Source organism: Ruegeria sp. C10 (assembly GCF_056537805.1).
The window spans coordinates 422,252-446,461 of sequence record NZ_JBQFSC010000003.1 but is presented as its reverse complement, the minus strand read 5'-3'; the positions used below and the strand labels follow the sequence as shown (position 1 = coordinate 446,461).

Genomic DNA, 24,210 nt, shown 5'->3' with positions numbered 1-24,210 from the left:
ATTCAACTCAATGTCTGCTCTACGGACAAAGCCGCCTTTTGATTGCTTGCGATCAACGACTATTTCTAACCAGATGCGGCCACCTTTAGCTTGATATAAGTACTCGGCAGGCCAAGCCGCCAAGGTCCGCCGATTTCTCCAGTTTCAGTTTGCCACCGTAAGCGTTCATCAGATCAACACAGATTGCCAAACCCAATCCTGTGCCGCTGACAGAGGTATCCAACCGACCTCCGGATCGAACTACCCCGTCACGTGCATCCTCCGGAATACCTTGTCCGTCATCCTCAACGCAAATCTCAATGCCGCCGTCTACACGCTTTGCGGCGATGTGAATTGTTGTCCGACACCACTTGAGCGCGTTGTCGAGGAGGTTTCCAATCACCTCTTCGATGTCCTGAGTATCCATTCGAACCTGAATCCCATCCTCGCAATCTGTCGTCAGAGATTTTCCTTCGCGTTCTGCCATGACCGAAAACAGTCTGGATAACCTGTTGACGGAATTGGTAAGGTCAGTTCGTGAATGCGTAAGTTCTGCGGTGTTCGATGCACGCATACGCGCAAGTGAGCGCTTTAGCTGAGCATCAATTCGATTTAACGCGTCATCTGCAGGTTCGATATCTGCACCCGCGTCCGACAAAGTCGCCAGTTCATTTCTGAGAATTGTCGTCGGTGTTTTGAGCGCATGTGCCAGATCCGCAGCTTGTCGCCGAGAACCAGACACAATTTCACGATTCCTGTGAAGCAATTTATTTAGGTCCTCAACAAGCGGCGAAACCTCTTCTGGGTAGTCTTCCGGAATCAAGTCATCTCCCTTGTCCCAGCGATGCGCCACATCTGCACGCAACTTCCTGAGGGGGCCGATAATTGCTGACATCAACAACAACGAACCGGCAACTCCAATCAAACCAACCAATCCAAAAACCGGTAGCAAGTTGTTTTGCGCGGCTCTGCGTTCGCTTATCAGCTCTCGCCTGCTTTCGGCGACCGTTACGCCCCACTCAGTTCCGTCTTCGAATGTGATTCTCTGATATGCGCTACGAACGGCTTCGCTGTCCGGACCTGTGGTGTTCCAAACGATTGCCTCTTCGCTCACACGTACAGGTTCGGAAATTGTCTCGTCAAAGAGCGAGGCTGAAGTGAATGTAGCCCCGTTTCCATCGGTAACCTGCCAGTATCTGCCTGAATACGGCGTTCCATAGGCTGGATCGAATATCAGTTCGCGCAATGCCTCAGGGTTATGCGTCGTTGCGCTCAAACCGACAACGAGTTGGGTGTGCCGGTCACGTAGCGTCTGGTCGAATTGTTCCAGAACACGTGTGTTGATGTACGAAAACACAATCAACGTTCCGACGCCGACAGAAAGCGCGCCTGTCGCAAGGCCGCCAAGCAAAGCGCGTTGGCGCAGCGATAACATCAGGCCGTATCGATCATATAGCCGCGTCCTCTGACCGTTGTAATAAGGTCAGAGCCCAGTTTCTTTCGCAGCCGGGTTATGAAGACGGCAATGGTGTTCGAATCCCTGTCACCGTCATATTCATAGATATGCTCTGACAACTCGGTACGTGACACCATGCGTCCGATGTTGTGGGCAAGGTATGTCAGAACTGCGATCTCTTGCGCCGTCAGATCAACAGGAATGCCGCCCACGCTGACGCGACCGTTTCGCGTATCGAGCATAACGTCCCCCATTTCGATAACCGGGTTTAACTGACCGCTTTGTCGGCGCAGGATGGCCCGTACACGAGCGGCCAGCTCGGGCATGTGAAATGGCTTGGTCATATAGTCATCAGCACCTGCATCAAGACCATCCACCCGCTCGCTCCACCCATCGCGGGCGGTGAGGATCAACACGGGTGTCTTGACGCCCGCGCTGCGCCATTCGCGCAGGACAGAAATACCGTCGCGTTCCGGCAACCCGATGTCGAGGATGATCATGTCGTAAGGTTCGGTCGCACCTAGGTGCAGGGCGTCAGTACCATTCTTGGCCACATCTACCACGCGGCCTTCTGCGCTAAGAAGTTTCTTAATCTGCTCGCATAGCTGCGGTTCATCTTCGGCCAGAAGTACTCTCATATTCAAAAACTACAGTCACAACTGCTTTGGTTTAAGCCCTATTTTTTACCGTTGCCCTTGCCGTTCCCGCCAGAGTTTCCACCGCTGTTTCCGCCACCATTGCCGCTGCCGTTACCACCGCTATTACCTCCTCCGTTTCCACCACCATTTCCACCTCCATTGCCGCCACCGTTGCCGCCGCCATTGCCATTGCCACCGCCGTTGCCATTGCCACCGCCGTTTCCACCAGCATTGCTATTGCCACTGCTTTTGCCGTTGTTTCCACGGCTCGCAGAAGCTCCACGATTGCTGTTGGTGTCGCGGCTGTTGTTGGCGTTGGCGGGGTTCGAACGGGCTGCTTTCGATATTTGACGCCCAACACTGGATCGATTGGAAACGACTGTACCGGTCTGTGCATCCACAATGACACTGACAATTTTTCCATCGGGCTTTTTGACTAGAATACGATAGTAAATTTGATCAGCCTGAAACGCGCGCGCATCGACAGGGGTGCCGCCATAGGCTTTTTCGACACCTTTGATAACCCGTTTCAAACGAATGGTGTCCCCGGTCAGGGTCGCTTTGCGCAGTTCACCTTGCTTGAGCTCGCGTGTCTGGGCAGCCGCTTCCCTAAAAGGCAAAGCAACAATCAGGCTTGCTACCACCAAGATCACCTTCGCGCGCATGAAAGTCCTCGTATTTCGCGGCTAGAGACTACGTCTTTCGACATGAACCGATGATGAACAAGCAGTTAGCCCTGCGTTCAAGCACCCTCAAGTTAAATGGCAAGAAGCATTGGGGATTCGTGCGTGAATCGAGACTATTGAACATAGCGAGTTGTTTCAGAAAACTGATACCCGCTGATTTCCACCGAGGAGGTCGATATGAAAATCACCAGTTTGAGACTGCTAAAAGCATCGACCCTGGCAATCGCGTTGTTGGGATCTACAGCCATCGTAGCCACCGTTGCGGTGCCGGATATTGCATTTGCAAAGGAGGGCAAAGGCAATGGCGGTGGAAAGGGTAACGGTGGAGGCAACGGCAAAGGCGGCGATAAAGGAAACGGTGGAGGCAACGGCGGCGGAAAAGGCAATAGCGGTGGCAAAGGGAACTCCGCCAGCGGAGATCGTGATGACCACAGTTTCGCCGGTAACAAAGGCGGAAAGAAAGGTGCCGACAAAAGTCTTGGTGGCCGAAACACCGGTAAATCCAAGACAAAATCTTCGCGCTCTGCTTTGGGCAAGGGCGGTCGTTTTTCCTTGAAGGATATCTTTAGCGGCAAAGGCAAGTCGAGAACGGTTGCCACATCTGGAAAACGCTCGACCACCAGCGGTAGCAAACAAAAGCCCAGGACGTACAAGAAGCCTTCGAAAACAGTAATTGTCGAAGAGTCCATTCGCCCAGCGGTCAGGGAAAAGGGGAACAAGATGGCGGCACTTCTTGGTGCCCACCCGTCTGAGTTAGGGGCGCTCAATGCCGCCAACGCCAGCGCAACTGCATTAGAAAATGCAGCACCCAATTCCCGCGTAGGCCGAATTGCCAATTATCGAGATACCGTGTTGGCCGGAGAACCCTTGCGCGAAGAGTTTGAGGAACAATTGGAAGAGCTCGCTGGCTTGGAGCCGCCGGAGCGGACTGTTCCTGAGATTGAAGAAGACCTGGAAGCCGCGTTGAGTGAAGTCCAGGAAAACCAGGAACGCGTCGAGGATCTCGAACAAGCTCTGGAAGACGCAGGCGGAACTGACCCAGAGATTGAGGAGCAATTGGATGAAGCCCGCGCTGATTTGGACTCTTCGATCGAAGCAGCGCAGGACCTGAACGATGAACGTCAGGCTGCCGTCGAATACGAAGAAGCGACTGAACAAGTGCAAGAACTGGCTGACCAGGTCGAGGAACAGGAATTGACCGAACGGGAAGCCCTGGAAGCCGCCGCCAACAAACCCGTGACCGACGCCGTTGAACACGAGGTAAAGGTGCTGTTGGGTCTGTAACGAAAGACAACGACTCTCTGCGTCAATCAACCCTCAGTACTGACCACTCACGGAAGTACTGAAACCCGGGTCGGCCAAAGGCTTCACAGAATGGGTAGCAGCTGGCCGGATACTTTTGCATATCAAAGGCTACGCCCTTTTTCCCAAAGGCATAATAAAGAAACCCCGCCCCATAACTGGAGCGGGATTTAGTTTTCAATTCCAATATCTAGGACGAATACCGGGAATTGTGTGGGGGTCTGCTGAACTGCCTTCAGACGTTGTTATGTGCCTCGGAAAGCCGCTTGTTTTTGACGATCTGTGTTAATGCATTTTCGATAGGAGGGAAGCGACCACTGCTCGATTTGGTCGTGGTTGGCAAACGTTCTTCGGCGATTTTGCCGGAGGTTTGCATCACAGCTGTTGTGCTGGACTCTTCAGTCACAAAGGCAGACTTGATCATGCGTTTCCCCTTGTCAGCGATCAAATGGAACAACGTCCCGAATGATCCAACACCATCACTATGCCTGAGACTATTTGAACACTCTGAGAATACATTGTTCACGTTCAGTTAATGTTGTTCGCGAAATAAAGACAAACGAATAGGCGGGCGACCAGATGGAGGAAGAACATCCTGTTTTGGTGCTTTAGTTGAATTTGCGATGACAATCGCAGCCGATGATTTCAGCTCGTGAACAAACTGCTGCATCGGAAAGCGACTCTTCGCTTATGAACTCGCCAAGGCCCATTCAAGATCATATCTAGGCTAAGAAGCTGAAAAAGGCGCTGGGAATGAAAAAGATTGTTGGGATTCTAGCGGTGGCACTTACCGTGCAAGGCGCGTCATTTGCGAACGCCAGTGTCAGCTTGTGGAGCCTTAGCACGGGGCACGTTAGCGGAACCGGCGCTACCTCGCCGATCCATGTGAAATCCAAATCCGGACATTGTCCGCCGGGCTTGGCAAAAAAGGCAATCCCGTGCGTACCGCCGGGACAGGCAAAGAAATATCGACGTGGCGATTACATCTACGATGGGTATGTCCGCATTGATGATCCCAGCCGTTGGGGACTACGGCGCAACGGATATTACGTGCGTGCCGGAGACTATGTTTACGAAGTAAACCGTGAAACACATGAAGTGCTGAACCTGATAGGGGCAATCGCCGACGTTCTGAATTGAGAGCTGGTATCGCTCACCACCTTGAAGCACTGTTTGCGGCCATTCGGTTGGATTGCGGCAGTCGAAAGTATGGACTCGCTGCGGCCATTCACTGTGGTGCGCTTGGACTGGTGGTGAGAGCCCTGAGCGGACCTTGATCGCCGTTTAGGGTTTCGCTCTTGCAGCAAGTCGCGAACTGCAAAAAAAGGTCGTTAGACCTAATGACGACTAAAGGCGAGTGTGCAGACAAAGACGCCGTTCAGTTTTTGGGTGGTTCGTAGGGATCGGGCGTTCCCGGTGGAATCGGAGGGTATTCCTCGAAGGTAGCGATGTGCTCTTGCAGCTGCGGAAGCGCCTTTTCGACCGCCCACGTGTAAGGGAAAAGTACACTTTCGCGCTCGTGTGGATCGTTCAATAGATTGTAGACCCTTGGTGTGTCGAAAGACTCCGTTGCACCAAAAGCCGTCGTATTCTCTTTGAAAAGAACTTTCCAATCCTTCCATTTTACTCCGAATATTTGCTCTCCCATGTAAACGATCACGCCTTCTCGGTTTGAATTTGGCTGGACACCAAGAAAGAACTTCGACTGGTCGATACCATCAAAGGCCCTGTCATCAGGCACCTTGCCGCCTGCAAATGCCGCAAGTGTCGGATAGAGGTCCATCGAATGGACAACATCGTTACTTGCTGAACCCGCGGGAATCTTACCCGGCCACTTGATCGCAAAAGGCACCCGCATGCTTCCTTCGAGGCTTGTGAACAGAGTGCCACGCCAGGGCCCGGCGGTGCCATGTACCGCTGGCACGGGCGAGACATTTGCGTTTCCAACCGGAAGAGCTTCGGGGCCATTGTCAGCAGTAAATATCACCACAGTGTCGTCGGAAACACCTGCCGCCTCGATCGCATCAACGATGCGCCCGACATAGGTATCCGTTTGAAGCAGAATATCGGCCCAAACACCATTACCGGTGGCGCCTTCAAATTCCTCGGACGCGATATTTGGATAGTGAGTCTGAGTATAGGCAAGATAGATAAAAAACGGCGCTTCTTCGGCACTCTTCGCTTTGATAAACTCGATAGCCTTTTTCGTCAGGTCGCCGTCTATCTCGCCGCGATAGTCGAGATCGTAGTCCCGCGCGATGGTTGCTGGCTCACCTGCAACACCCTGCATCACAACAGGCTCTTCCAAGTTGGCTTCAGCAAATCCCGGAAGCGTGCGCCAGACTGTAACGTCAGTGGTCTCAACTCCGAAAAATTCGTCGAATCCTTGATTCGTTGGATATCGTCCTTCGGTCCAGCCAAGGTGCCACTTGCCGTACATGGCCGTGTTGTATCCCACATCCTTTAGCATCTCGGCCATCGTGAGTTCCCACTGAGTTAGGCCGTAGACACCGCCGCCTAGTGGGACCGTGTGGTTGCCGCTCCGGATGCCATATCGTCCCGTCATGGTCGCTGCGCGGGACGGCGTGCACTGGCTTTCCACGTTGAAGTTCGTGAGTCGCAGTCCCTCCGCAGCGAGGGCATCCATCTCGGGGGTCGCTGTACCTCGGATTATGCCACCTCCATTGAACCCGGGTTCACCCCAACCAAAATTATCTAGAAATATGAATACGATGTTTGGTTTATCTTGAGCTGAAGCTCCCGTGGCAAATTGAAGGGATAAGGCCAGTAGGAATGTTCGCGACAACCATTTCATAACAACGCCTCCAATCAAGATCACAGGTTCAAGTCTGACGATCCAGGCCACAAGTCGTCAAGAACACCCACTCGTTGCGGTATTTTCTCACAACGGCTGAGCGTTAAAGAATTGGGCGAAGCTGCGGTCCGATTTTGGTCGAACTTCCCCCGCGGTCCTTGTGCAAAACTAAGAAAAACTGTTGTTTTCCTTGACGAACAGCCAGCTCAGATGTTGCCATGGGCTGGCATTCAGCTCGGCTGGGAGGTTCAAATGAAGTTTTTTCTGACGACATCAACAGCAATAGTTTCCGCAGCATTCATAACAAGCTCTTCACATGCTCAAGAGGCCGCTCAAGGTGGGCAAGTTGGAGAGATGACCATATCAGTTGATGATATGCGTGAACCCGCGCCTGCTGATTTCTCACCTTATGCAGGTCGAAACTTTCCTACACGACCTCTGTGGGGTGACACTCACCTGCACACGTCAAATTCGCTCGACGCGCGGGGGTTTGGCGTCATCCTGAGCCCAGACGATGCTTATAGATTTGCACGCGGTGAGGAAGTCACTACGTCGCACGGCCTTCGGGTGCAGTTATCGCGTCCCCTCGACTGGCTTGTCGTATCCGATCACTCGGACGCCATGGGCGCCATGAATGAGATCGTCGCAGGGAATTCTACGCTGATGCGTGATCCAACACTTCGAGACTGGAACGAACGTCTTAATGCCGGTGGAGATGTTGCTCTCGGCGCAACAATGGAGGTCATAGAAACATTTGCGGGTATAACCGGTGATGCTCTTCCCGAGGCTGTTTCAGATCGCAGGTTCGTACAATCCGTATGGGACGAGTTCACGCAAACTGCAGATCATCACAACGCCCCCGGCACATTCACTGCGTTCATCGGATACGAGTGGACGTCCACCGAAGCTGGCAACAACCTCCACCGCAATGTGATCTACCGGGATGATGCCATTCGCGCGCGGCAAATGCTGCCCTTCACAACCGCTGAAACCTTTAATCCAGAACGGTTATGGGACTGGATGGAAACTTATGAACTAGAGACTGGCGGTCGTGTACTGGCCCTTGCCCACAACGGTAACGTCTCCAATGGCCTGATGTTTCCTGTCGAGACCAACCCTGAAACGGGTGAACCTTTGACAGAAGATTACGCAGAGCGGCGTGCCAAGTGGGAGCCGATGTACGAGATCACCCAGATCAAGGGCGATGGAGAAACCCACCCGTTTCTCAGCCCGAATGATGAGTTCGCGGACTATGAAACCTGGGATAAGTCAAACCTGGGTCCGACACCCAAAGAAGACTGGATGCTTCAGTACGAATACGCGCGTGAGGCTTTGAAGAATGGTCTTAAACTAGAGGCTCAACTCGGCACCAATCCATACAAGTTCGGAGTAGTGGGCTCGACCGACAGCCATACGGCTTTGGCAACGGCGGAAGAAGACAATTTCTTTGGCAAACACTCCGGTGTCGAACCGGAACCTGGCCGTTGGCAGCATGTCGTTGGCGAGTTCGATACGACAAGGATTCTTGGATGGGAAATGGCAGCCTCAGGTTATGCTGCAGTCTGGGCAGAAGATAACACGCGCGAAGCGATATTCGATGCCATGGAGAGGAAAGAAATATATGGGACGACTGGTAGTCGCATCGCGGTTCGCTTCTTTGGTGGCTGGGACTTTACTGAAGCTGATGCAAAATCTCGTTTGCCCGCCGACGTCGGATATGAAAAAGGCGTTCCGATGGGTGGGGACCTCGCAACCGCTACAGAAGGCGCGGACGCCCCGACATTCCTGGTTGCTGCCCTGAAAGACCCGTTTTCCGGCAATCTCGACCGTATTCAGATTGTGAAAGGCTGGTTAAATGCCAACGGCGACACTGAAGAGCGGGTTTATGACGTGGCATGGTCGGGAGACCGCGAACCTGATGCGGACGGCAACCTACCGGCGGTGGGGAATACCGTGGATGTTGCAACGGGTACGTTTACCAATTCGATAGGATCCCCGGAACTGATCACTGTTTGGACGGACCCTGAATTCGATCCTTCTGTGCGGGCTTTCTACTACGCCCGCGTCCTGGAAATTCCCACACCGAGGTGGACAATTTACGATGCCGTTCGGTTCGGAGACGAATTGCCTGCTGAAGTGCCGACCTCAACACAGGAACGCGCTTACACTTCGCCAATTTGGTATACTCCGGGGGGGTGAAATATACCAAATACCTACGTCGTTGCTGTAAAAGCCCGGCAGTTCAGGTCGCCGCAACATTAGGCTAATCCGTTCATGCGAACGTCCGCTAAGAGCTAAACTCGGTCATTCGCAACCGATCGTAAAAACGTCCGCTTTGGGACCGGACGAGAATTTACGGCACATTTTTTGGGAGGGTAGAGGCAAGCTCCAGACGGTTACCGTGAATAGTATCCATCACGAAGTTCTTGCCTCAGGCGCAAACGCTCAGGGTATTCTTTCATGAATTGTTCGGGTGGTTTGCCTTCCCAAACTTGCGCATAAACCCGCATCTTGTTGCCGCCATAGATCTTTGCAAGGTCCTCGTTTGAATAGCCCCGCGCCCAAAGGTCATCGGTTATCGCCGCAAGGATTTTGGCGAGTTCGCCGTTGCCGGTAGCCCCTTTGTTGAACGCGTCGATCATGTAGCCGCCATCATCGTACATACTCGCATTGTCAGTCGCCCACTGCACGACGAGTTCAAGTGAGAACATGTCATCCGTTGCGATTCCGACATGGTCAACTCCTACAAGTCGGACGTAATAGTCGATCATGTCAGCGGCCTGCTTGGGTGAGATATCTTCAGGCCAGACGCCGTCCATCATCCATTCAGTGAAGGTCGGAGAAATGTAGCCGCCCGATTTGGCCGCGCGCAGCGCCTCGTCGTCGGGAATGGCACGATAACACCCGCGCAGCGTCGCATTCGGTTCATTCGCGTAAAGACCAGCAGGGACAGAGTGCGTGTAAACATAAGGCACACCGGGATAGGTCTCATCCATGTAGTCCATTGCGTCATTGGCCGTTTTTGAGCCAGTATGGCTCAGGTCCAGCAGGATACCGAACCTCACCATTTCATCGATGACCGACTTCCCCCAAGGGGTCAGACCAATATCGCGCCCGTTGTAGGCCGCCAATTGTCCTGAACCTGTGCGGAAGATGTCATTGTAGGCCAGGATCATACTCTTGATCCCCATATCCTTGAGCACCGCCATCTTCTTAAGGTCGCCGTCCAGGATCGTAGCCGTTTGGCTGTTCCAGATGACCGCCGTTTTGCCTTGTAAATGGGCAGCTTCGATATCGCGGGTTTCATTCACAATCAGGTAGTTTTCCGGTTGCTGCGCCATGGCCGCACGGAAGTGGTAATGCTGATCCAGAAAGGTTTCGAAAGACATATCTGCAGCAGCCAGCGTCATTTCGTGCCCTGTGATACCGTTCTCGCGAGCACGCTCAAAGTATGTGTGAAGCTGCTCGTCTTCGGTCCAGCCGGTGCCGTGGGGGCTGGCCAACATGCCAAGGACAATTGCGTCCTGCACAAATTGCTTCGCCTCATCTGACGCTTCCCAAGTCTTGCTTTCCTCGCTGGCGTTCAATGCGCCCCCAATAGCAATCGCTATGGCACCTAGGGCTAACAAGGTCTTCATGTCCGAACCTCCCAATCTACTTTGCTTTTTGGTTGTCACTCTCGAACCATCTCAGAAAACGATCCGAGTTCTTAGACCGAACAGCATAATGCTATCCTGCGTGGGGTTCAGCAGCGGGTCAGAAATGAACTGCAGTGATGGCGTGATCTGCAGCCCGGGTGATATTGAAAAACGATAGAATGCTTCGAGCGTGAACTGATCACCGTCTATGCCCCTTGCCTCGGCCCAGTTCAGTCCCAGCCCGGCCAGATCGGTATTACGACCGTAATATCCCAGACCTGCAGAAACAGACCGATCATAAAGCGCCGCTGTCCCTTTTGAGGCCCCGGCCCTGAAGAACGGCATCCATTTATTGCCAACAAACCACGCCGCTGAAAACGCGGCCCCGTAGTCTTCTGGACGGCTGCCATCGTCGGCTGCATCCGCGTGCCAAAGGGTCAGGTGGATATTGTCAAAGTAGATGCGATCAAAGCCGGAGGTGTAACCAAGCTCGAGTGACTTGAAGAGATTGCCATCGCTAAACACATCAAAGTTTGGATCAGACGGGTCGGCGTTTGCGTCTGAGATGCTCGCAACAGCGTAGAAGTTTTCGCTCAGCTTTACTCCACCGGCAATGCCAAGGCCTTGATTGGGTGTGTTAATAGTCGGACTGGTATTGAAAGACAGGTTTTGGAAACCACTGTATGGGCTGACCAACCCGTAAATGTCCACAAAGTCCGTTACATCAATCTGCCCGACTTGCAGCGTCCACGCGCCGTTCTCGGCCCTTTGCGTCCAGAATAGATTGGTCAGCAGCAAACCATTATCGTTGAAGGCTGTCCCAGTGATCGAAAGTGCTCCGCCATCCAGCCCAAGGAATTGCGGGGCAACATCGGTGTAACTGTGCCGGTCTTCGATCTTGAATGTCAAAGAGCCGCGTTCAGTTGCCTGCCAACTGCCGTAAAAACGAGCAATCCCACTGGCCGCTTCGCCGGTTCCCAGATCAGCATTCGTGGATTGGCCCAATGCCAGGTAATCAATATTGAAGCGAAAACCGCCCTCGGCCAGTCGGTCTTTCCACTGAAACCAACCTGGTGCGATATTGCGTGGAAAATCGGAACGGTATTGCGGATCGGTTAGCCCATCTCCGGGCTCTAGATCAGCTTCAACCGAAGATGGCCCGGACAGTCCCTGAGCCGATGCTGCGCCAGCAAAGGCAATACTCAATGCGGCAAACAGAAGTCTTATCATTCAGACGTCTTTGCCCCGCTGGTCTTGCGAGCTCCCGCCGCCCGGATGCGATCGGCGGCGCGCTGCCTCCATTCAAGCCTGTCTGCTTCAGTCTCCAGAGTTTCGACACGTTCCGTCTCCAACTGGAACGTCGCATTCATAGGCATAAGGCCGTCCACAACCATCATGTTCTGAACAGAAGGATTGATGGTCAAAGTGCCCGTCAGCCGAACGGGTTCGTGGAAATAGCTGGGCGTCCAGTCGCCGTTCAGCCGTACACGGATCATTTGGTTGGGCGGAGGTGGAGGCATGTGACTGCACATCCCGCGTTCCGGCACCAGATAGGCGACAGGTCGCCCATCCGGATCGCTCGGGGCGGGAATGGCAAAGCCCACGAGGGTGATTGTTTGACCGTCGAATTGCGGATTTCCATTTGTACCGGCTTTTCTTCGACGTTCCGTTACGACCTCTCGCTGATCCAGCAGCCAGTCGACATCAATACCATCTGCCACCAAGGCATCCTCAATCTCGGTCAGAAGCTCTTGCCATTTCTGCCTTTCTTCATCGCTACCAGATTCCCGCTGCAATCTGCCGCGCAGTCGTACGACGTAAAGGACATCGTCGAATTGTTCAGCGCTAAGTTCGCGATAGGGGTCTTCAAAGACCTGCGCGGACGGGTCAGGCAGGTCAGACCAGTCTAACGCGGTTCCTGGCGTCGCAATGACAGGATGAGCACACCAAACCAACCCTGCGAATACTACGGAGCGGAAGCAATGTCGCATAAATACTCTCCGGCTGTTCAGACAGGTCAATCCAGTGTGTTTTTATAGATGACGCCGTCCTTCATGATCAGGCGGATCGTATCTGGGCTTTCAGGCCTCGGGTCGGCACCGAACCATTGATCACCCGTGCCAACAACCGAGAAGTCTTCAAGTGGGTTACCATCGATGAGCAGGATATCCGCATAAGCTCCTTCCTCGATAACGCCGAGTTTTCCGGCGGTATACGGGTTCATAAAGTCACCTGACAAAGCGACCACCTCACCACCCGTCGATGTCAACGTCACCATCGACGTGTAGGGTCCAAAAAACTCATTGTTCAGGTGCTTCTCGTAGGCAATCTGGATATTGCATGCCTCGACCGAACCAACACAGTCGGTCTGGAACCCTCGCTTCACCGGGCATTCCTTCATATTGTCGATGTAGCCCGCAAATGTGGCCGAGGCGGATTTTGCTTTGGCAAGGCTCGACGGGACATTTGCCACTGCCGGAATATCAAGCAATCCGGGATCGAAGGCCGTCAGGTTGGTCGTAATATATGCCCCTTTTTCGTTCATGACTTGGGCAATTTCACAGTCAAACGAGAAGCCGTGTTCGATCGACATCACACCCGCCTCTAGCGCGCTCAGGATTGCTTCCTTCCGATAGGAATGCGCCATGACATAGCTGCCATACTCGTTTGCCACCTGTACCGCAGCTTTGATTTCCTCAGGCGATCCAGCCAGCAACTGCCACGGATCGAAGGCCGATACGACGCCACCAGATTGCATGAACTTCAACTGCGTCGCGCCCATGCGGAAATTGTTGCGTGCGAACTTGTAAACGTCATCAACACCGCTAATTTCCTGCGCCAAGTTCAGCCTGCTCATGTTTGTTTCAGACCCGGGCGGTGCGGTGAAATTCGCGAAGTCAGCGTGACCACCTCGCGTTCCGATAAATGCACCAGATGGAAAGTAACGCGGGCCGTCAATTTGGCCTGCGTCAATTGCGCGACGTAACCCGCCATTGGCGCCACCCGCATCCCTGACTGTGGTGAAGCCCTGCATCAAATACATCTCGGCCATCCGTGCACCGTGTATGGCAAAGTCCTCCCACGTTGTGTTGGCCTCCATCGCAGGTAACGTAGGCCCCATCAGCATGAGGTGCGCGTGCAGTTCAATAAACCCGGGGGTCAGTGTCCGTCCCTCTCCGTCAATGACCGTAGCATTGGGGGCATCGATCGCATCGGTTGATACGGCCTTAATCAGATTACCCTCGACCAATACGCTGGCATTCTCGATACGCTGTTCATTCACGCCATCGAAGACATGCACATTGGTAAACAGCGTTTGAGGTTCTTCTTGATCCTGAGCCTGCACGGACGTTGAAAAAGATAGACCTGCAGCGACAATTACCGCCGAGCAAAGGGACATTCGTAGACCGGACATAAGCACTCCCTTCATATTCGTGTTTTGCAAACTGTAGTCCGGAAAATCTTGGCTCGGTTGCCACTTTCGAATTAGGATGTTCGAAAGTGATTGAAAAAATGGCCACTTCTTAAAACTAATCCAGACAAGGGTGACGAGCTTGCCTTTCAACTCCACCTCTCAAGAGCATAGCGAGGGCTTTATTCGCCTCTCCTTAGCTGCTCCGTTCCTGCAATATCTCACCGAACGTAAGATCAATCCGCAACCAGCATTGGATCAGGTCGGCCTGAAAGCCGAACTGTTGTCTGACCCAGCCGTGTTCGTGCACTCAGAGTTGGTCTATGGTTTGGTAAATGCCTTCTCAGAAGTATCAGGGGATCGATACCTTGGACTGAAAGTAGGGGAGACGTTTGACCTGCAACAGTGGCCTCCGTTCGCTCAGGCCCTGCAATCGACAAAGACGCTGTTCGAGTTCTTTACCCGTTTCGTGGGGCTTGTACCGCAGGAATCCAATTCTGTGCGACATAGCCTTGTCATTGAAGCGGACAAAGCGACTTATCGTATCGAGAGGCAACAAGAGCCTACTGTCCCACCCATTCAGGTGACCGGATTTGGTGCCGCAATCTATGTACGCCTATTGCAGACCGTCGTCGGAGATGCCTGGGATTCTTCTCGTGTGCGATGGGAAAGCAGATACATCAACGGACTACCTATCGATTACAAAGGGATCGAGGTCGGCCTTGGGACCGATCCCGGAATGCAAATTAGTTTTCCTGTGGAATGGTTGTTTTTGCACCATGTCTCTGAGGGCTCTGCCAAGCCCATCGCCTCACCGCGACAAGATGAAGAAGTAACCGTAGTAGCTGCTTTGCGATCTGTTTTACGCGATAAGCTGGATGAAACCGATTTGGGACCAGAGGTGGTGGCTGGATTGTTGGGAATACAGCCGGAACGGTTTCTTAAGGCGCTTCAGCAGCAAGGCACAACGCTGCCCCGCGAAATCAAACGGCTTCGTGTCGATGTCGCCAAGGAACACCTCGGAGAAGACAAAATGACAATAGCTGAGATCGGTCTGATGCTCGGCTACTCCGACAAATCCCATTTCACACGCTTTTTCAGGGGCCAGACCGGAATGACACCGACCAAGTTCCGCCTTGGCTCGTAATTATGTTGCAAATGCTTGGATCAGCTGTGCGAACTTGATCTCGGAACAAAAGCAAAGGCGCGACCAGACTCCCGTCTCGACCGCGCCTTAAACCATTCTATTCGAACGCCATTATTGGCCCGTGGTCTCTACGCACGTTCCCTTGCCCCATCCTGACTTGCTGCCCGAGGCAGAGTAGTCGAACGTGCCCTTCTCAGGGTGAACGTTATAATTCAGCGTGTAATCCTCACCGACATACAGATAGGTCAGGGTGTCGAGGCCGGGAAACACATCCACATCCTTGTCGATGTCCCCGATCGTAATGTGGCCCTTTTGCTGGCCATCATACTTCACAAGCCGAGCGGCCATTTCCGGGTGTTCCGCATCCGGTGCCTCACATTCAAACACCCGCTCCTCAGCAACTGCGGCTGCTGGCAATAGGGCAAGAAGAAGAGCTGCCTTTTTCATTGATTTCCAATCTGTATTCGATCTGTTGCACTGTGGCGGCTATTGACGATTTTGGGCGGAATTTTGTCCAAACTCGGGTCGTTCTGCGGTCTCGTAGCACGCATCTCGTTAGACCAATTCACGTTTGGGTTTCGCCTGCGTTTTGAGGTGAGCCCCAAGCGCATTTCCATCGCGTTTTGGGGAGTATCCAACCCAGCATTGAGGGCTCGAAGACAGAGACAATCGGTCTTTGCACCCATCAGCTGCTGAGAAATTTCTTAGGGTTCGCCATGGCAACCATTTGGAACCTCAATTTGTGAATTCCAATGCTGAAGGGGGCAGCGCGGGACCGGGCCAACTCTGCCCTATAGCTTTGCCCATAGCGGGACGTGCGGTCGCAGTGGGGTGAAAATCCCTGCGCGCGCTCCCATCTGTTCAGGACAGAAAAAGGAGAGCGTCTGATGCAATGTCCGATTGATGGAACTCAGCTGGTAATCACCGAGCGGAGCGGGGTCGAGATTGATTATTGTCCGCAATGTCGTGGCGTGTGGCTGGACCGTGGAGAGCTGGACAAAATCATCGATCGCTCTGCCGACCATACGCCGCCGCCACCGCCGCAGCGGGGTTATGATGACCGATCTGATCACGGATACCGTAAAAAGAAGAAACGCGGCGGCTTTCTGGATGAGCTGTTTGACTTCTAAGACGTTGGCACCGTGATCTGAGAGGGTTTTATCGGTTGTTGTATAGTCACGGGTGAGATGGGTGTGAGCACCCATCCTACGCTTGCTACAAAAATCAGTTCATCATTTGATCGTGAGCTTTGCAGATCAGCCCTACGAGAAACTGATCATTCAGCCCTTCATCATCGGACTTCAAACTGAATTTATAGGTCCCATACCTTTGGTTGTAGCCAAGATAATCACACTTAGATTCTTCGATTGACGCCAAAATCTCTGCTTCCAGAGGTAATTTAACCTCAAGAACCATCGTCGATTTTCTAGGATGAAAGACACAAAAATTTCTCGAACGACCTTCGATTTTTGGTCCAATATAATGTTTGGCAAAATTTAGCTCAGAGTTAGATATCTGATCTTTCATTAAAGTGAAAATCCGTTCGACAACACCAATCGACGCTGAGGATGCGCGCTCAACCCAATATGAGCGATCTACCTCAACGTACTCGTCGAGTTCCTTATCGCCTCCATAATACTCTTGCCGGGTATCCAAGATTTTAGAGAACATGATACTCAATCCGAGATCGTTTTTTGTGGCCGAAAGCTTAATTGCAACTATCGGCACTGAGTTTCCTAGCAGTGTGATAACGTTGAAGAAGCGTCCAGTGATTTCTTCTGCAATCAACACGCAAACGTGATCGATCCCTTTGTAACGCGAACGCTGCAAATCCCAATACTCTATTGCTCGAATAATGTGAGAAGGATCAGTTTTGCCAAGTTGAACTTCCACGCAGTAACGAGTCGGTTCACCATCCTGAAGAAGAAGATCTAGAAAGCCGCCACCAACCTGCGGTACTTCTACGCCGACCAAATCCAATTCACCTAGCCCGAGACACCCCGGTGACTTCTTTATCAGTTCTGCGATCTGTTTTTCGCTAACACATTTCTCGTTCTTGAGGTTGATCTCGTTAAGTATATCTAACTTCATACCTTTTCCTAAATATTAGTGGAGCAAATTCTTCACCGCTTCCGTCTCTTCACATTCCCACCCCGCTGCCCCGGCCTGCCAGCCGTTGACCGCCCGCGCGATTTCACCGCGTCTTCCGAGGCTTTCTCGACCGCCCATTGGCGCGCCATGGGGTCGTCGGCGACGGCCAGATCGACCGCTTCCAGACGTTTGATCTCATCCCGGATATTGGCGGCCTCTTCGAATTCGAGGTTCTCGGCGGCTTTGCGCATCTTCTCGCGCAGACCGTCCAGATGCGCCTCGAGATTCGCGCCGTGCATCGGTTTGTCGATGGTGGCGGTGACGCGGTTCATGTCGACATCGCCTTCGTAGAGACCGGCCAGAACGTCCTCGACATTCTTTTTCACCGTTTCCGGGGTGATGCCATGTTCCTGATTATAGGCCAGCTGCTTGGCGCGGCGGCGGTTGGTCTCGCCCAAGGCGCGCTCCATCGAGCCGGTGATCTTGTCGGCATACATGATCACCCGCCCATCGGCGTTGCGCGCGGCGCGACCGATGGTCTGGATCAGTGAGGTTTCCGAGCGCAGGAAACCCTCTTTATCCGCGTCCAGAATGGCGACCAGCCCGCATTCTGGGATGTCGAGCCCTTCGCGCAGCAGGTTGATGCCGACCAGCACGTCGAATGCGCCAAGCCGCAGGTCGCGCAAGATTTCGATGCGTTCCAGCGTGTCGATGTCCGAGTGCATGTAGCGCACTTTGATGCCCTGTTCGTGCAGGTATTCGGTCAGGTCCTCGGCCATGCGTTTGGTCAGCGTTGTCACCAGCGTGCGGAATCCGTTGGCGGCCACCTTGCGCACCTCGTCCAGCAGGTCGTCCACCTGCATCGACACCGGGCGGATTTCAACCTCTGGGTCCAGTAGACCCGTGGGGCGGATCACTTGTTCGGTGAAGACACCGCCGGTCTGTTCGATCTCCCACTTCGCCGGGGTGGCCGAGACAAAGACGGATTGCGGGCGCATGGCGTCCCATTCCTCGAACTTCAGCGGGCGATTGTCCATGCAGGATGGCAGGCGGAACCCGTGTTCCGCCAGCGTGAACTTGCGCCGATAGTCGCCACGGTACATGCCGCCGATCTGCGGGACGCTGACATGGGACTCGTCGGCGAAGACAATCGCGTTGTCCGGAATGAATTCGAACAGGGTTGGCGGCGGTTCACCAGGCGCGCGACCCGTGAGGTAGCGCGAGTAGTTCTCGATCCCGTTGCAGACGCCGGTGGCCTCGAGCATTTCCAGATCGAAGTTCGTACGCTGTTCCAGCCTTTGAGCTTCCAGCAGCTTGCCCTCGCCAACCAGCTGATCCAACCGGATGCGGAGTTCCTTTTTGATCCCAATGATCGCTTGATTCATCGTTGGCTTCGGCGTGACGTAGTGCGAATTCGCATAGACCCGCACCTGCTCCATCGTTGCCGCGCGTTCGCCGGTCAGCGGGTCGAACTCGGTGATGGTTTCCAGTTCCTCGCCGAAGAACGAGAATTTCCAAGCACGGTCCTCAAGGTGGGTCGGCCAGATTTCCAGGGAATCGCCACGCACCCGGAAGGACCCGCGCTGGAAAGCCTGATCGTTGCGGCGGTACTGTTGGGCAACCAGATCAGCCATCACCTGCCTCTGGTCATACTCATGACCCACCTTCAGATCCTGTGTCATCGCTCCATAGGTCTCGACCGAACCGATACCGTAGATGCACGAGACCGAGGCGACGATGATCACGTCATCGCGTTCCAGCAGCGCCCGCGTGGCCGAGTGGCGCATCCGGTCGATCTGTTCGTTGATCTGCGATTCTTTCTCGATGTACGTGTCCGACCGCGGCACATAGGCTTCTGGCTGGTAATAGTCGTAATAGGAAACGAAATACTCGACCGAGTTCTCTGGGAAGAAGCCCTTGAATTCCCCGTACAGCTGCGCTGCCAGCGTCTTATTTGGCGCCAGGATGATCGCAGGCCGCTGCGTTTCTTCAATCACCTTGGCCATGGTGAAGGTCTTGCCCGTCCCGGTCGCACCCAGCAGGACCTGATCTCGCTCACCATCATTCACACCACCTGCCAGCTCTTTAATCGCCGTCGGCTGGTCGCCAGCCGGTGCGAACTCGGTGTGCATGACGAACTGCTTGCCGCCCTCCAGTTTCAGACGCGCGCGCACGTCGTCTGCGGTCAGTTGAGTCTTGTCGGAATGGGCATAAGGCATGGGCGGGCTCCGGGTCAGGCCCCTACATTTGTTCTTATTTTGTCCATCTGCAAGGGCTGATCTGGATTCATTTTCAGCTAAGCGGTCCGGGGTTGGGCTTCGCGGTGCGTTTGAACCTTCGCCGCCAAGGCCGACAGGTTCTCGGCCAGCACGCGGCCCATCATCATCTTCAACAGGGTTTGTCCCATTAGCCAGCCCAACGGTCCATATTTCATACGAAAATCCATACTCCAGATAACACGGCTGCGCGTGTCGGACAGCGGTGTGATGGCAATCGCCGCCTTTGCTTCGCGCAGAGGCATCGCCATCTGCGACAACCGCACGGTGTAGCCGCGGTCAACCTGCCAATCCGTCACCTCTTCGACCAATGATGTGCCGTTCGCGAAGTGACACCGGCGCTGTGACCCAACACCATCCGATCCGGCAGTCAAAGCATCAACCGATGTCACCTGCGGGGCAAACTCATCGATATGCATAAAGCGGCGGAGGATGGCCCAAATCTCATTGGGTCGGGCGTTGATGTCGAGGTGGCGTTCTTGGTGAAGCATCCTGCTGTCCTTATAAGTCTGCGCATTTTCTACCCCGAACTAATGACAATACCTGTCATTAGGCAGTCCATGCGACCCGCGACAATTGTCATCTTGTCCCGGCGCGCGCTCTGACGCATAAACAAGCCCACCAAGTGAGTACGGAGAGGCGACATGCGCGCACGGATTTACCAGCCTTCGCGAAACGCGATGACCTCGGGGATGGCCAAAACCCGCAAATGGGTTCTGGAATACGCCCCGGCTTCTGCGCGTGAGGTCGATCCGCTGATGGGCTGGACATCGTCCAATGACACCCAAACGCAGGTGCGTCTGAAGTTCGATACCAAGGAAGAGGCGCTGGACTATGCCAAAGACAACGGTATCGACGCGCAGGTATGCGAGCCGCACAAGCGCAAACCGAACCTGCGGGCGCGCGGCTATGGTGAGAATTTCGCCACTGACCGGCGCGCTCCCTGGACCCACTGACAAGGCCCAGTGAATGATCGACATCCGCCAAGCAGACCCCGGCGCCAAGGATCTGCGCCCGATCATTCAAGCGCATCTCGCCCATAGCTGGGACGCGACACCGCAAACCTCAAATCATACGCTGGACATTGATGCCCTGCGCGAGCCGGGCATTCGCTTTTGGGCTATTTATGAGGCGGGTAAACCCTTGGGTTGTGGTGCGCTTAAGGCGCTGCCGGATGGCACTGCCGAAGTTAAATCGGTGCACGTGGTTGCTGCTGCGCGCGGCCGAGGATTGGCGCGTGTGATCATGAACCATCTTGCCGATCTGGCCCGAGCCGAGGGCGTTTCCGCACTTGTCCTGGAAACTGGCGCAAATCATCTCTCGGAATATGACGCAGCACGCAAGCTATATGAAACATTGGGATATTCCTATTGCGGTCCGATCTACGGCTATGACGCCGATCCAAACAGCGCGTTTATGCGGTTGGACCTTACGTCCAGCCCAAAACGCTGAGGGAAAAGCTGAATGCACCCGCTTGGTGCAGTCTGACCGACCGCTTTGAATTCAGATATAAGGGCCGTACCCTTGCCCCGTTTCGAAAAACATCTGAAAAAATGGCGAGCCGTGGAGGACTCGAACCCCCGACCTGAGAATTAGAAGTTCCCTGCTCTAATCCAGCTGAGCTAACGGCCCGGTCTTGTTCCGTTTGTATCAGTCAATCCATTAGGATTGTCAACTTGATAGAGGGCAAGCTTGTTCTTTCAAAAAGGTTATTTCCATCAGGGTATTGGCCGAATCTGGCAGACCTCTCGGCAAGAGACATCGAACCTACCTGCAGTTCAAACTTGCAGCCCAGCGCTCCCTGCGTCACGTTTGAAATCACAAATTGTGATTCCAAACGGATATGATGACGAACCCGGAAAACCTGCCCAGCCCTCAAGAGGTCCAAAACGCCATTCATCGGGTGCGCGGTGTACGCGTGGTTCTGGCAGAAGATCTGGCGCAGTTTTACGGGAAATCCGTCAGCGCCTTCAATCAGGCCGTCTCGCGCAATAAGGATCTGTTCGAAGGCTACCGCTTTCAGCTTTCCGACGCAGAGGTCGCGGATTTGCAATCACAGAAAGTGATCTCAAAACCCGAAGGCCGCGGTGGCCGACGGGTCAATCCGTGGGTCTATACCGACTACGGCGTAGCTATTGCCTCGACTTTGTTTAAAGATCCGCGCGCGATCAGGATCACGCGGATGATCACCGAAGCCTTTGTTGACGGCACCAATGCGCTCGCGGAAACCCCGCGCAACCCGCCTGAGATTCTGCCACCGCAAGATGCCCCTACGCCGTTGCTTCCAAATGGGGATCAACTGCGTGATCTGGCCGAAAACATCCTTGATTCCGGACAGCAAAGCCTTGTGGACTACATCGCCAATCCCACCACCAAACGGCAGCAGGCGGTGGCAGTGATCATGAAGACCCTCGCGGAAACGGCGGGCGAAGAGGTTCGCACACAACATGACCGTCTGCGCCTGAGCATCGCCGAACGGCTGGCCAGCGGAGACTATGCCGACGATGATGACCGGAAAAAACTGCTTGAGCTGCTGCACGCCATGAAAGACTGACCGCCTTAAAGGCCCAGCTCTGCCCGCGCCTTTCTGGTCAGCTTAGCTACGACCAGATCGTATGAGATTACAATATGATCTCGCAGCGACGCGTCGCTCATGCCACGTTCATCGTAAACCTGCAGCCATTTCATACCTCGCGATGCCAGATAGGGCGCTGGGCGGATACCTGGCTCATCTCCGAGGACCTCAAAGGCAAGATCGGTAGCCTTGAAGGTAAACGCATCCTTTCCGTCGTTCCAACCACAGATGGCAAAGACTTTGCCGCCTACTTTCCAGACATCTGCGTTGCCCCACTGCACGACATGGCTGGTGGCTTTGAGGTCCGAGCAAAAGGCATTGAATTCATCACGAGTCATCGCGGCGACTGTGGCGCTCTGGTCAGGACAAGGCAAGACCCGCTTTGCGGGCGCAACTTTCTTTACCCGGCATTAACCTAGCTGCGCCAAATCATAGGCGATGTATAACTGTAATTCTCCCCTCTCGCCTGAGGTCTGGCTCAGTGATCTATTCGCCTCCAAGGCGGTGCAGCAAGGTGGCGTAATCCGTCGCAAGGCGCGCGATATAGAGCGCTTTGCCGGGATGGAGCGTTTTATGGCCGAAATCAATCGTCGTGGTTATCAAGTGGTGGAAAACTCGGGCCAGATCGTAATCTTCTGCAACCGCGCGCCCGTGCGTTGGCTCACCTGAGCCACGCAACGCTTTCTTGAAAAGAAAGCGCACCGAAATCTTCTCAAGATTTCGCCCCCCTCCGATTCAAGGCTTCAAAAATTTTGCCGTTCCGACAGTGCGCTGTTTCGGGGTCTGAAGATTCCGGGGATTGGCTTGGATATCTCCCGGCATCGCGACATTGCGTGGTTTCTGCAAGGCAAACGAGCCACAGGCGACACCATCGCCATCGGGATCATTGCGCTTATGGTATCCGGGCCTTCCTTCGCGAAAAGGCCCGAAACCCAGCATCTCCACAGCATCACACCCAGCCAGCGCCACCAGATGGATCACCGCTTCATGACGTTCGTAGTCTGAAACGCGCAGGTAGACACCGATTGCGATCATTCCTGTGGTTAAGGGCAAGGCCAGCACCATCAGTAGAATACGCACCGGAGACAGAGCCTGCCTGCGCAACGCGTCTGCCCGCCGTTGCCGCCGTGTAAGACGAGGGTTCGGATCGGTGTCTTTCGTTGGTTTCCCGGTTGTCATGCCATAGGTCTTACACGCGGTATGTGGCAAAGCCATGGCCGCAATCGGGGTCGGCTTGGAAAAAGCTCGACTTTATCGCACCACATGCACGGCACATTTGGCGTGGCGCACCACATGGGTCGCGGTTGAACCCAACAGCAGGTCCTGCATCCCCGGGCGGTGCGAAGCCAGGATTATCAGGTCAGGCTTATTCACTTCGGCCCAGTCCAGAATCGTTCGCCCGGAATGGCCTTCAACCACCAGCCCCTTCGCATTCGGGACGCGCGCCGCCAGAGCATCAAGCTCGGTCTGGATGGCCTTGCGCGCTTCGGACAGATACTCGGCGGGCATGTACGAGATCGCATAATCCGGAATGTGCTCTACCACATGCAGCAGCGTAACCGCAGCCTCGGGCGTCGACAGTAGCTCTGCCATCTTCAACGCTGCCGAGCTGTCCCGTTCGGCATCAAAGGAAATGGGAACAAGAATGTTATGATACATGGCTCGCGCCTCCGTAGTTGTGCCGCTATACTGCGCGACCGGTGGCGGCCGTGCATTGACTCAGATCAGGTCTCACCGAATGTCTCGGCGACATCGTACATCACCGGTTCAAAGCTCTTGCACAGCTCGTTAACCCTGCGATTCCGCTCTCGCATCTCCGGTGTGCGCAACATCGCCAGGAAATCCTCGCGGCGCTCCCATTGTGAATAATTGGCAATCCGCGTCTGGGCATCATTCACATGCAATCCGGCTGAAATGAAACCCGGCTGTTTCGAAATGAACTCGGCATAAGCATCGGTCAGCGCCTCAAGAAGGTCCTGGCAGGTTCCGGGGGTCATCTCGAAGGTGGTGATGACAGTCTGATAGCTGTTGGTTTTGGAAATCTGCGGCATAAGGCTCCTCCTTTATAGCTGACCCGAGCCTAGCACAGCTTTTGAAAACGCCACCCTTTTCCTGCACATAGACAATGTTTTTGGATCAAAAAATCTTTCTCAAAGATGAACAAGAAACTAACCATCCGTTAACCATGTCTGCCG

Annotated in this window: 26 protein-coding genes and 1 tRNA gene; 8 read left to right on the top strand and 19 right to left on the bottom strand. The window is 54.1% G+C overall.

What is annotated here, in order from left to right; translation table 11 throughout:
• Positions 1-85: 85 nt before the first annotated feature.
• Genes ACR0DE_RS16120 through ACR0DE_RS16110 form a run of 3 tightly spaced genes read right to left on the bottom strand, consistent with a single transcriptional unit; the run spans position 86 to position 2,738 of the window.
• Positions 86-1,414 carry a sensor histidine kinase gene (locus tag ACR0DE_RS16120; protein ID WP_480754236.1) on the bottom strand — a complete coding sequence of 443 codons (1,329 nt, stop codon included), beginning with the start codon at positions 1,412-1,414 and terminating at the stop codon, positions 86-88.
• The gene (locus ACR0DE_RS16115) at positions 1,414-2,073 is read right to left on the bottom strand and encodes a response regulator transcription factor (protein WP_170395997.1); all 660 of its coding nucleotides are present in this window, start codon (positions 2,071-2,073) and stop codon (positions 1,414-1,416) included. The genes ACR0DE_RS16120 and ACR0DE_RS16115 overlap by 1 nt, the downstream gene beginning before the upstream one ends.
• 38 nt (positions 2,074-2,111) lie before the next feature.
• Positions 2,112-2,738 (bottom strand): PepSY domain-containing protein, encoded by a 627-nt coding sequence (locus tag ACR0DE_RS16110; protein ID WP_480754234.1) that lies wholly within the window; start codon positions 2,736-2,738, stop codon positions 2,112-2,114.
• Between the two features lie 198 nt (positions 2,739-2,936).
• Between ACR0DE_RS16110 and ACR0DE_RS16105 the strand changes: the two genes are divergently transcribed.
• Positions 2,937-4,043: a hypothetical protein gene (locus tag ACR0DE_RS16105; protein ID WP_480754232.1), complete on the top strand. Its 1,107-nt coding sequence runs from the start codon at positions 2,937-2,939 to the stop codon at positions 4,041-4,043.
• A gap of 253 nt (positions 4,044-4,296) precedes the next feature.
• Here ACR0DE_RS16105 and ACR0DE_RS16100 read toward each other — a convergent pair whose 3' ends face one another.
• Complete coding sequence (locus tag ACR0DE_RS16100; RefSeq protein WP_170424798.1) at positions 4,297-4,485, bottom strand: hypothetical protein; 189 nt, start codon at positions 4,483-4,485, stop codon at positions 4,297-4,299.
• A 329-nt stretch (positions 4,486-4,814) separates the two neighbouring features.
• Here ACR0DE_RS16100 and ACR0DE_RS16095 point away from each other — a divergent pair, with 329 nt between their 5' ends.
• Complete coding sequence (locus tag ACR0DE_RS16095) at positions 4,815-5,201, top strand: excinuclease ABC subunit A (protein WP_480754229.1); 387 nt, start codon at positions 4,815-4,817, stop codon at positions 5,199-5,201.
• Positions 5,202-5,439: 238 nt separating this feature from the next.
• Here the strand turns inward: ACR0DE_RS16095 and ACR0DE_RS16090 are convergent, their stop codons facing one another.
• Positions 5,440-6,876 (bottom strand): arylsulfatase, encoded by a 1,437-nt coding sequence (locus ACR0DE_RS16090; protein ID WP_480754227.1) that lies wholly within the window; start codon positions 6,874-6,876, stop codon positions 5,440-5,442.
• 354 nt (positions 6,877-7,230) lie between these two features.
• On the opposite strand from ACR0DE_RS16090, the gene ACR0DE_RS16085 reads away from it, so the two are divergent.
• Positions 7,231-9,075 carry a DUF3604 domain-containing protein gene (locus tag ACR0DE_RS16085; RefSeq protein WP_480754225.1) on the top strand — a complete coding sequence of 615 codons (1,845 nt, stop codon included), beginning with the start codon at positions 7,231-7,233 and terminating at the stop codon, positions 9,073-9,075.
• Between the two features lie 197 nt (positions 9,076-9,272).
• Here the strand turns inward: ACR0DE_RS16085 and ACR0DE_RS16080 are convergent, their stop codons facing one another.
• Genes ACR0DE_RS16080 through ACR0DE_RS16065 form a run of 4 tightly spaced genes read right to left on the bottom strand, consistent with a single transcriptional unit; the run spans position 9,273 to position 13,929 of the window.
• Positions 9,273-10,514 carry a membrane dipeptidase gene (locus tag ACR0DE_RS16080; protein WP_480754223.1) on the bottom strand — a complete coding sequence of 414 codons (1,242 nt, stop codon included), beginning with the start codon at positions 10,512-10,514 and terminating at the stop codon, positions 9,273-9,275.
• 51 nt (positions 10,515-10,565) lie between these two features.
• A complete protein-coding gene (locus ACR0DE_RS16075; protein ID WP_480754221.1) occupies positions 10,566-11,744 on the bottom strand; it encodes a carbohydrate porin in 1,179 nt (392 codons plus the stop codon).
• On the bottom strand, positions 11,741-12,505 hold the full coding sequence (locus tag ACR0DE_RS16070; protein WP_480754219.1) for a DUF3299 domain-containing protein: 765 nt from the start codon (positions 12,503-12,505) through the stop codon (positions 11,741-11,743). The genes ACR0DE_RS16075 and ACR0DE_RS16070 overlap by 4 nt, the downstream gene beginning before the upstream one ends.
• Before the next feature lie 26 nt (positions 12,506-12,531).
• Positions 12,532-13,929: an amidohydrolase family protein gene (locus ACR0DE_RS16065; protein WP_170637485.1), complete on the bottom strand. Its 1,398-nt coding sequence runs from the start codon at positions 13,927-13,929 to the stop codon at positions 12,532-12,534.
• A 139-nt stretch (positions 13,930-14,068) separates the two neighbouring features.
• On the opposite strand from ACR0DE_RS16065, the gene ACR0DE_RS16060 reads away from it, so the two are divergent.
• Positions 14,069-15,073, top strand: a complete 1,005-nt coding sequence (locus ACR0DE_RS16060; RefSeq protein ID WP_170637487.1) for a helix-turn-helix domain-containing protein — start codon at positions 14,069-14,071, stop codon at positions 15,071-15,073.
• A gap of 111 nt (positions 15,074-15,184) precedes the next feature.
• Here the strand turns inward: ACR0DE_RS16060 and ACR0DE_RS16055 are convergent, their stop codons facing one another.
• A complete protein-coding gene (locus tag ACR0DE_RS16055) occupies positions 15,185-15,520 on the bottom strand; it encodes a hypothetical protein (RefSeq protein WP_170514092.1) in 336 nt (111 codons plus the stop codon).
• A 440-nt stretch (positions 15,521-15,960) separates the two neighbouring features.
• On the opposite strand from ACR0DE_RS16055, the gene ACR0DE_RS16050 reads away from it, so the two are divergent.
• Positions 15,961-16,203 carry a TFIIB-type zinc ribbon-containing protein gene (locus tag ACR0DE_RS16050; RefSeq protein WP_170408258.1) on the top strand — a complete coding sequence of 81 codons (243 nt, stop codon included), beginning with the start codon at positions 15,961-15,963 and terminating at the stop codon, positions 16,201-16,203.
• Positions 16,204-16,297: 94 nt separating this feature from the next.
• Here the strand turns inward: ACR0DE_RS16050 and ACR0DE_RS16045 are convergent, their stop codons facing one another.
• The 3 genes from ACR0DE_RS16045 to ACR0DE_RS16035 form a co-directional block, all read right to left on the bottom strand.
• Positions 16,298-17,164, bottom strand: coding sequence for a hypothetical protein (locus tag ACR0DE_RS16045; RefSeq protein WP_170612987.1), 867 nt, complete (start codon positions 17,162-17,164; stop codon positions 16,298-16,300).
• A 32-nt stretch (positions 17,165-17,196) separates the two neighbouring features.
• Entirely contained in the window at positions 17,197-19,383 is a 2,187-nt protein-coding gene (uvrB, locus tag ACR0DE_RS16040) for an excinuclease ABC subunit UvrB (protein WP_480754215.1), read from the bottom strand.
• Between the two features lie 77 nt (positions 19,384-19,460).
• A complete protein-coding gene (locus ACR0DE_RS16035) occupies positions 19,461-19,931 on the bottom strand; it encodes an SRPBCC family protein (RefSeq protein ID WP_480754213.1) in 471 nt (156 codons plus the stop codon).
• Between the two features lie 153 nt (positions 19,932-20,084).
• Here ACR0DE_RS16035 and ACR0DE_RS16030 point away from each other — a divergent pair, with 153 nt between their 5' ends.
• Positions 20,085-20,396 carry an ETC complex I subunit gene (locus tag ACR0DE_RS16030; RefSeq protein ID WP_170395965.1) on the top strand — a complete coding sequence of 104 codons (312 nt, stop codon included), beginning with the start codon at positions 20,085-20,087 and terminating at the stop codon, positions 20,394-20,396.
• A gap of 13 nt (positions 20,397-20,409) precedes the next feature.
• Positions 20,410-20,892 carry a GNAT family N-acetyltransferase gene (locus ACR0DE_RS16025; protein WP_170408263.1) on the top strand — a complete coding sequence of 161 codons (483 nt, stop codon included), beginning with the start codon at positions 20,410-20,412 and terminating at the stop codon, positions 20,890-20,892.
• A gap of 102 nt (positions 20,893-20,994) precedes the next feature.
• On the opposite strand, the gene ACR0DE_RS16020 is transcribed toward ACR0DE_RS16025, so the two are convergent.
• Positions 20,995-21,072: transfer RNA gene (locus ACR0DE_RS16020), tRNA-Arg, on the bottom strand.
• A gap of 214 nt (positions 21,073-21,286) precedes the next feature.
• Between ACR0DE_RS16020 and ACR0DE_RS16015 the strand changes: the two genes are divergently transcribed.
• On the top strand, positions 21,287-21,994 hold the full coding sequence (locus tag ACR0DE_RS16015; protein ID WP_480754212.1) for an ORF6N domain-containing protein: 708 nt from the start codon (positions 21,287-21,289) through the stop codon (positions 21,992-21,994).
• A gap of 5 nt (positions 21,995-21,999) precedes the next feature.
• Here ACR0DE_RS16015 and ACR0DE_RS16010 read toward each other — a convergent pair whose 3' ends face one another.
• From ACR0DE_RS16010 to ACR0DE_RS15990, 5 genes are all read right to left on the bottom strand, one after another.
• Complete coding sequence (locus ACR0DE_RS16010; RefSeq protein ID WP_170423840.1) at positions 22,000-22,353, bottom strand: MmcQ/YjbR family DNA-binding protein; 354 nt, start codon at positions 22,351-22,353, stop codon at positions 22,000-22,002.
• Positions 22,354-22,501: 148 nt separating this feature from the next.
• Complete coding sequence (locus ACR0DE_RS16005) at positions 22,502-22,717, bottom strand: hypothetical protein (protein WP_480754210.1); 216 nt, start codon at positions 22,715-22,717, stop codon at positions 22,502-22,504.
• Positions 22,718-22,750: 33 nt separating this feature from the next.
• Complete coding sequence (locus ACR0DE_RS16000) at positions 22,751-23,194, bottom strand: excalibur calcium-binding domain-containing protein (protein ID WP_480459914.1); 444 nt, start codon at positions 23,192-23,194, stop codon at positions 22,751-22,753.
• A 72-nt stretch (positions 23,195-23,266) separates the two neighbouring features.
• A complete protein-coding gene (locus tag ACR0DE_RS15995; protein WP_480754207.1) occupies positions 23,267-23,674 on the bottom strand; it encodes a universal stress protein in 408 nt (135 codons plus the stop codon).
• A 65-nt stretch (positions 23,675-23,739) separates the two neighbouring features.
• Positions 23,740-24,066, bottom strand: a complete 327-nt coding sequence (locus tag ACR0DE_RS15990) for an antibiotic biosynthesis monooxygenase family protein (RefSeq protein WP_170395957.1) — start codon at positions 24,064-24,066, stop codon at positions 23,740-23,742.
• Positions 24,067-24,210: the final 144 nt, after the last annotated feature.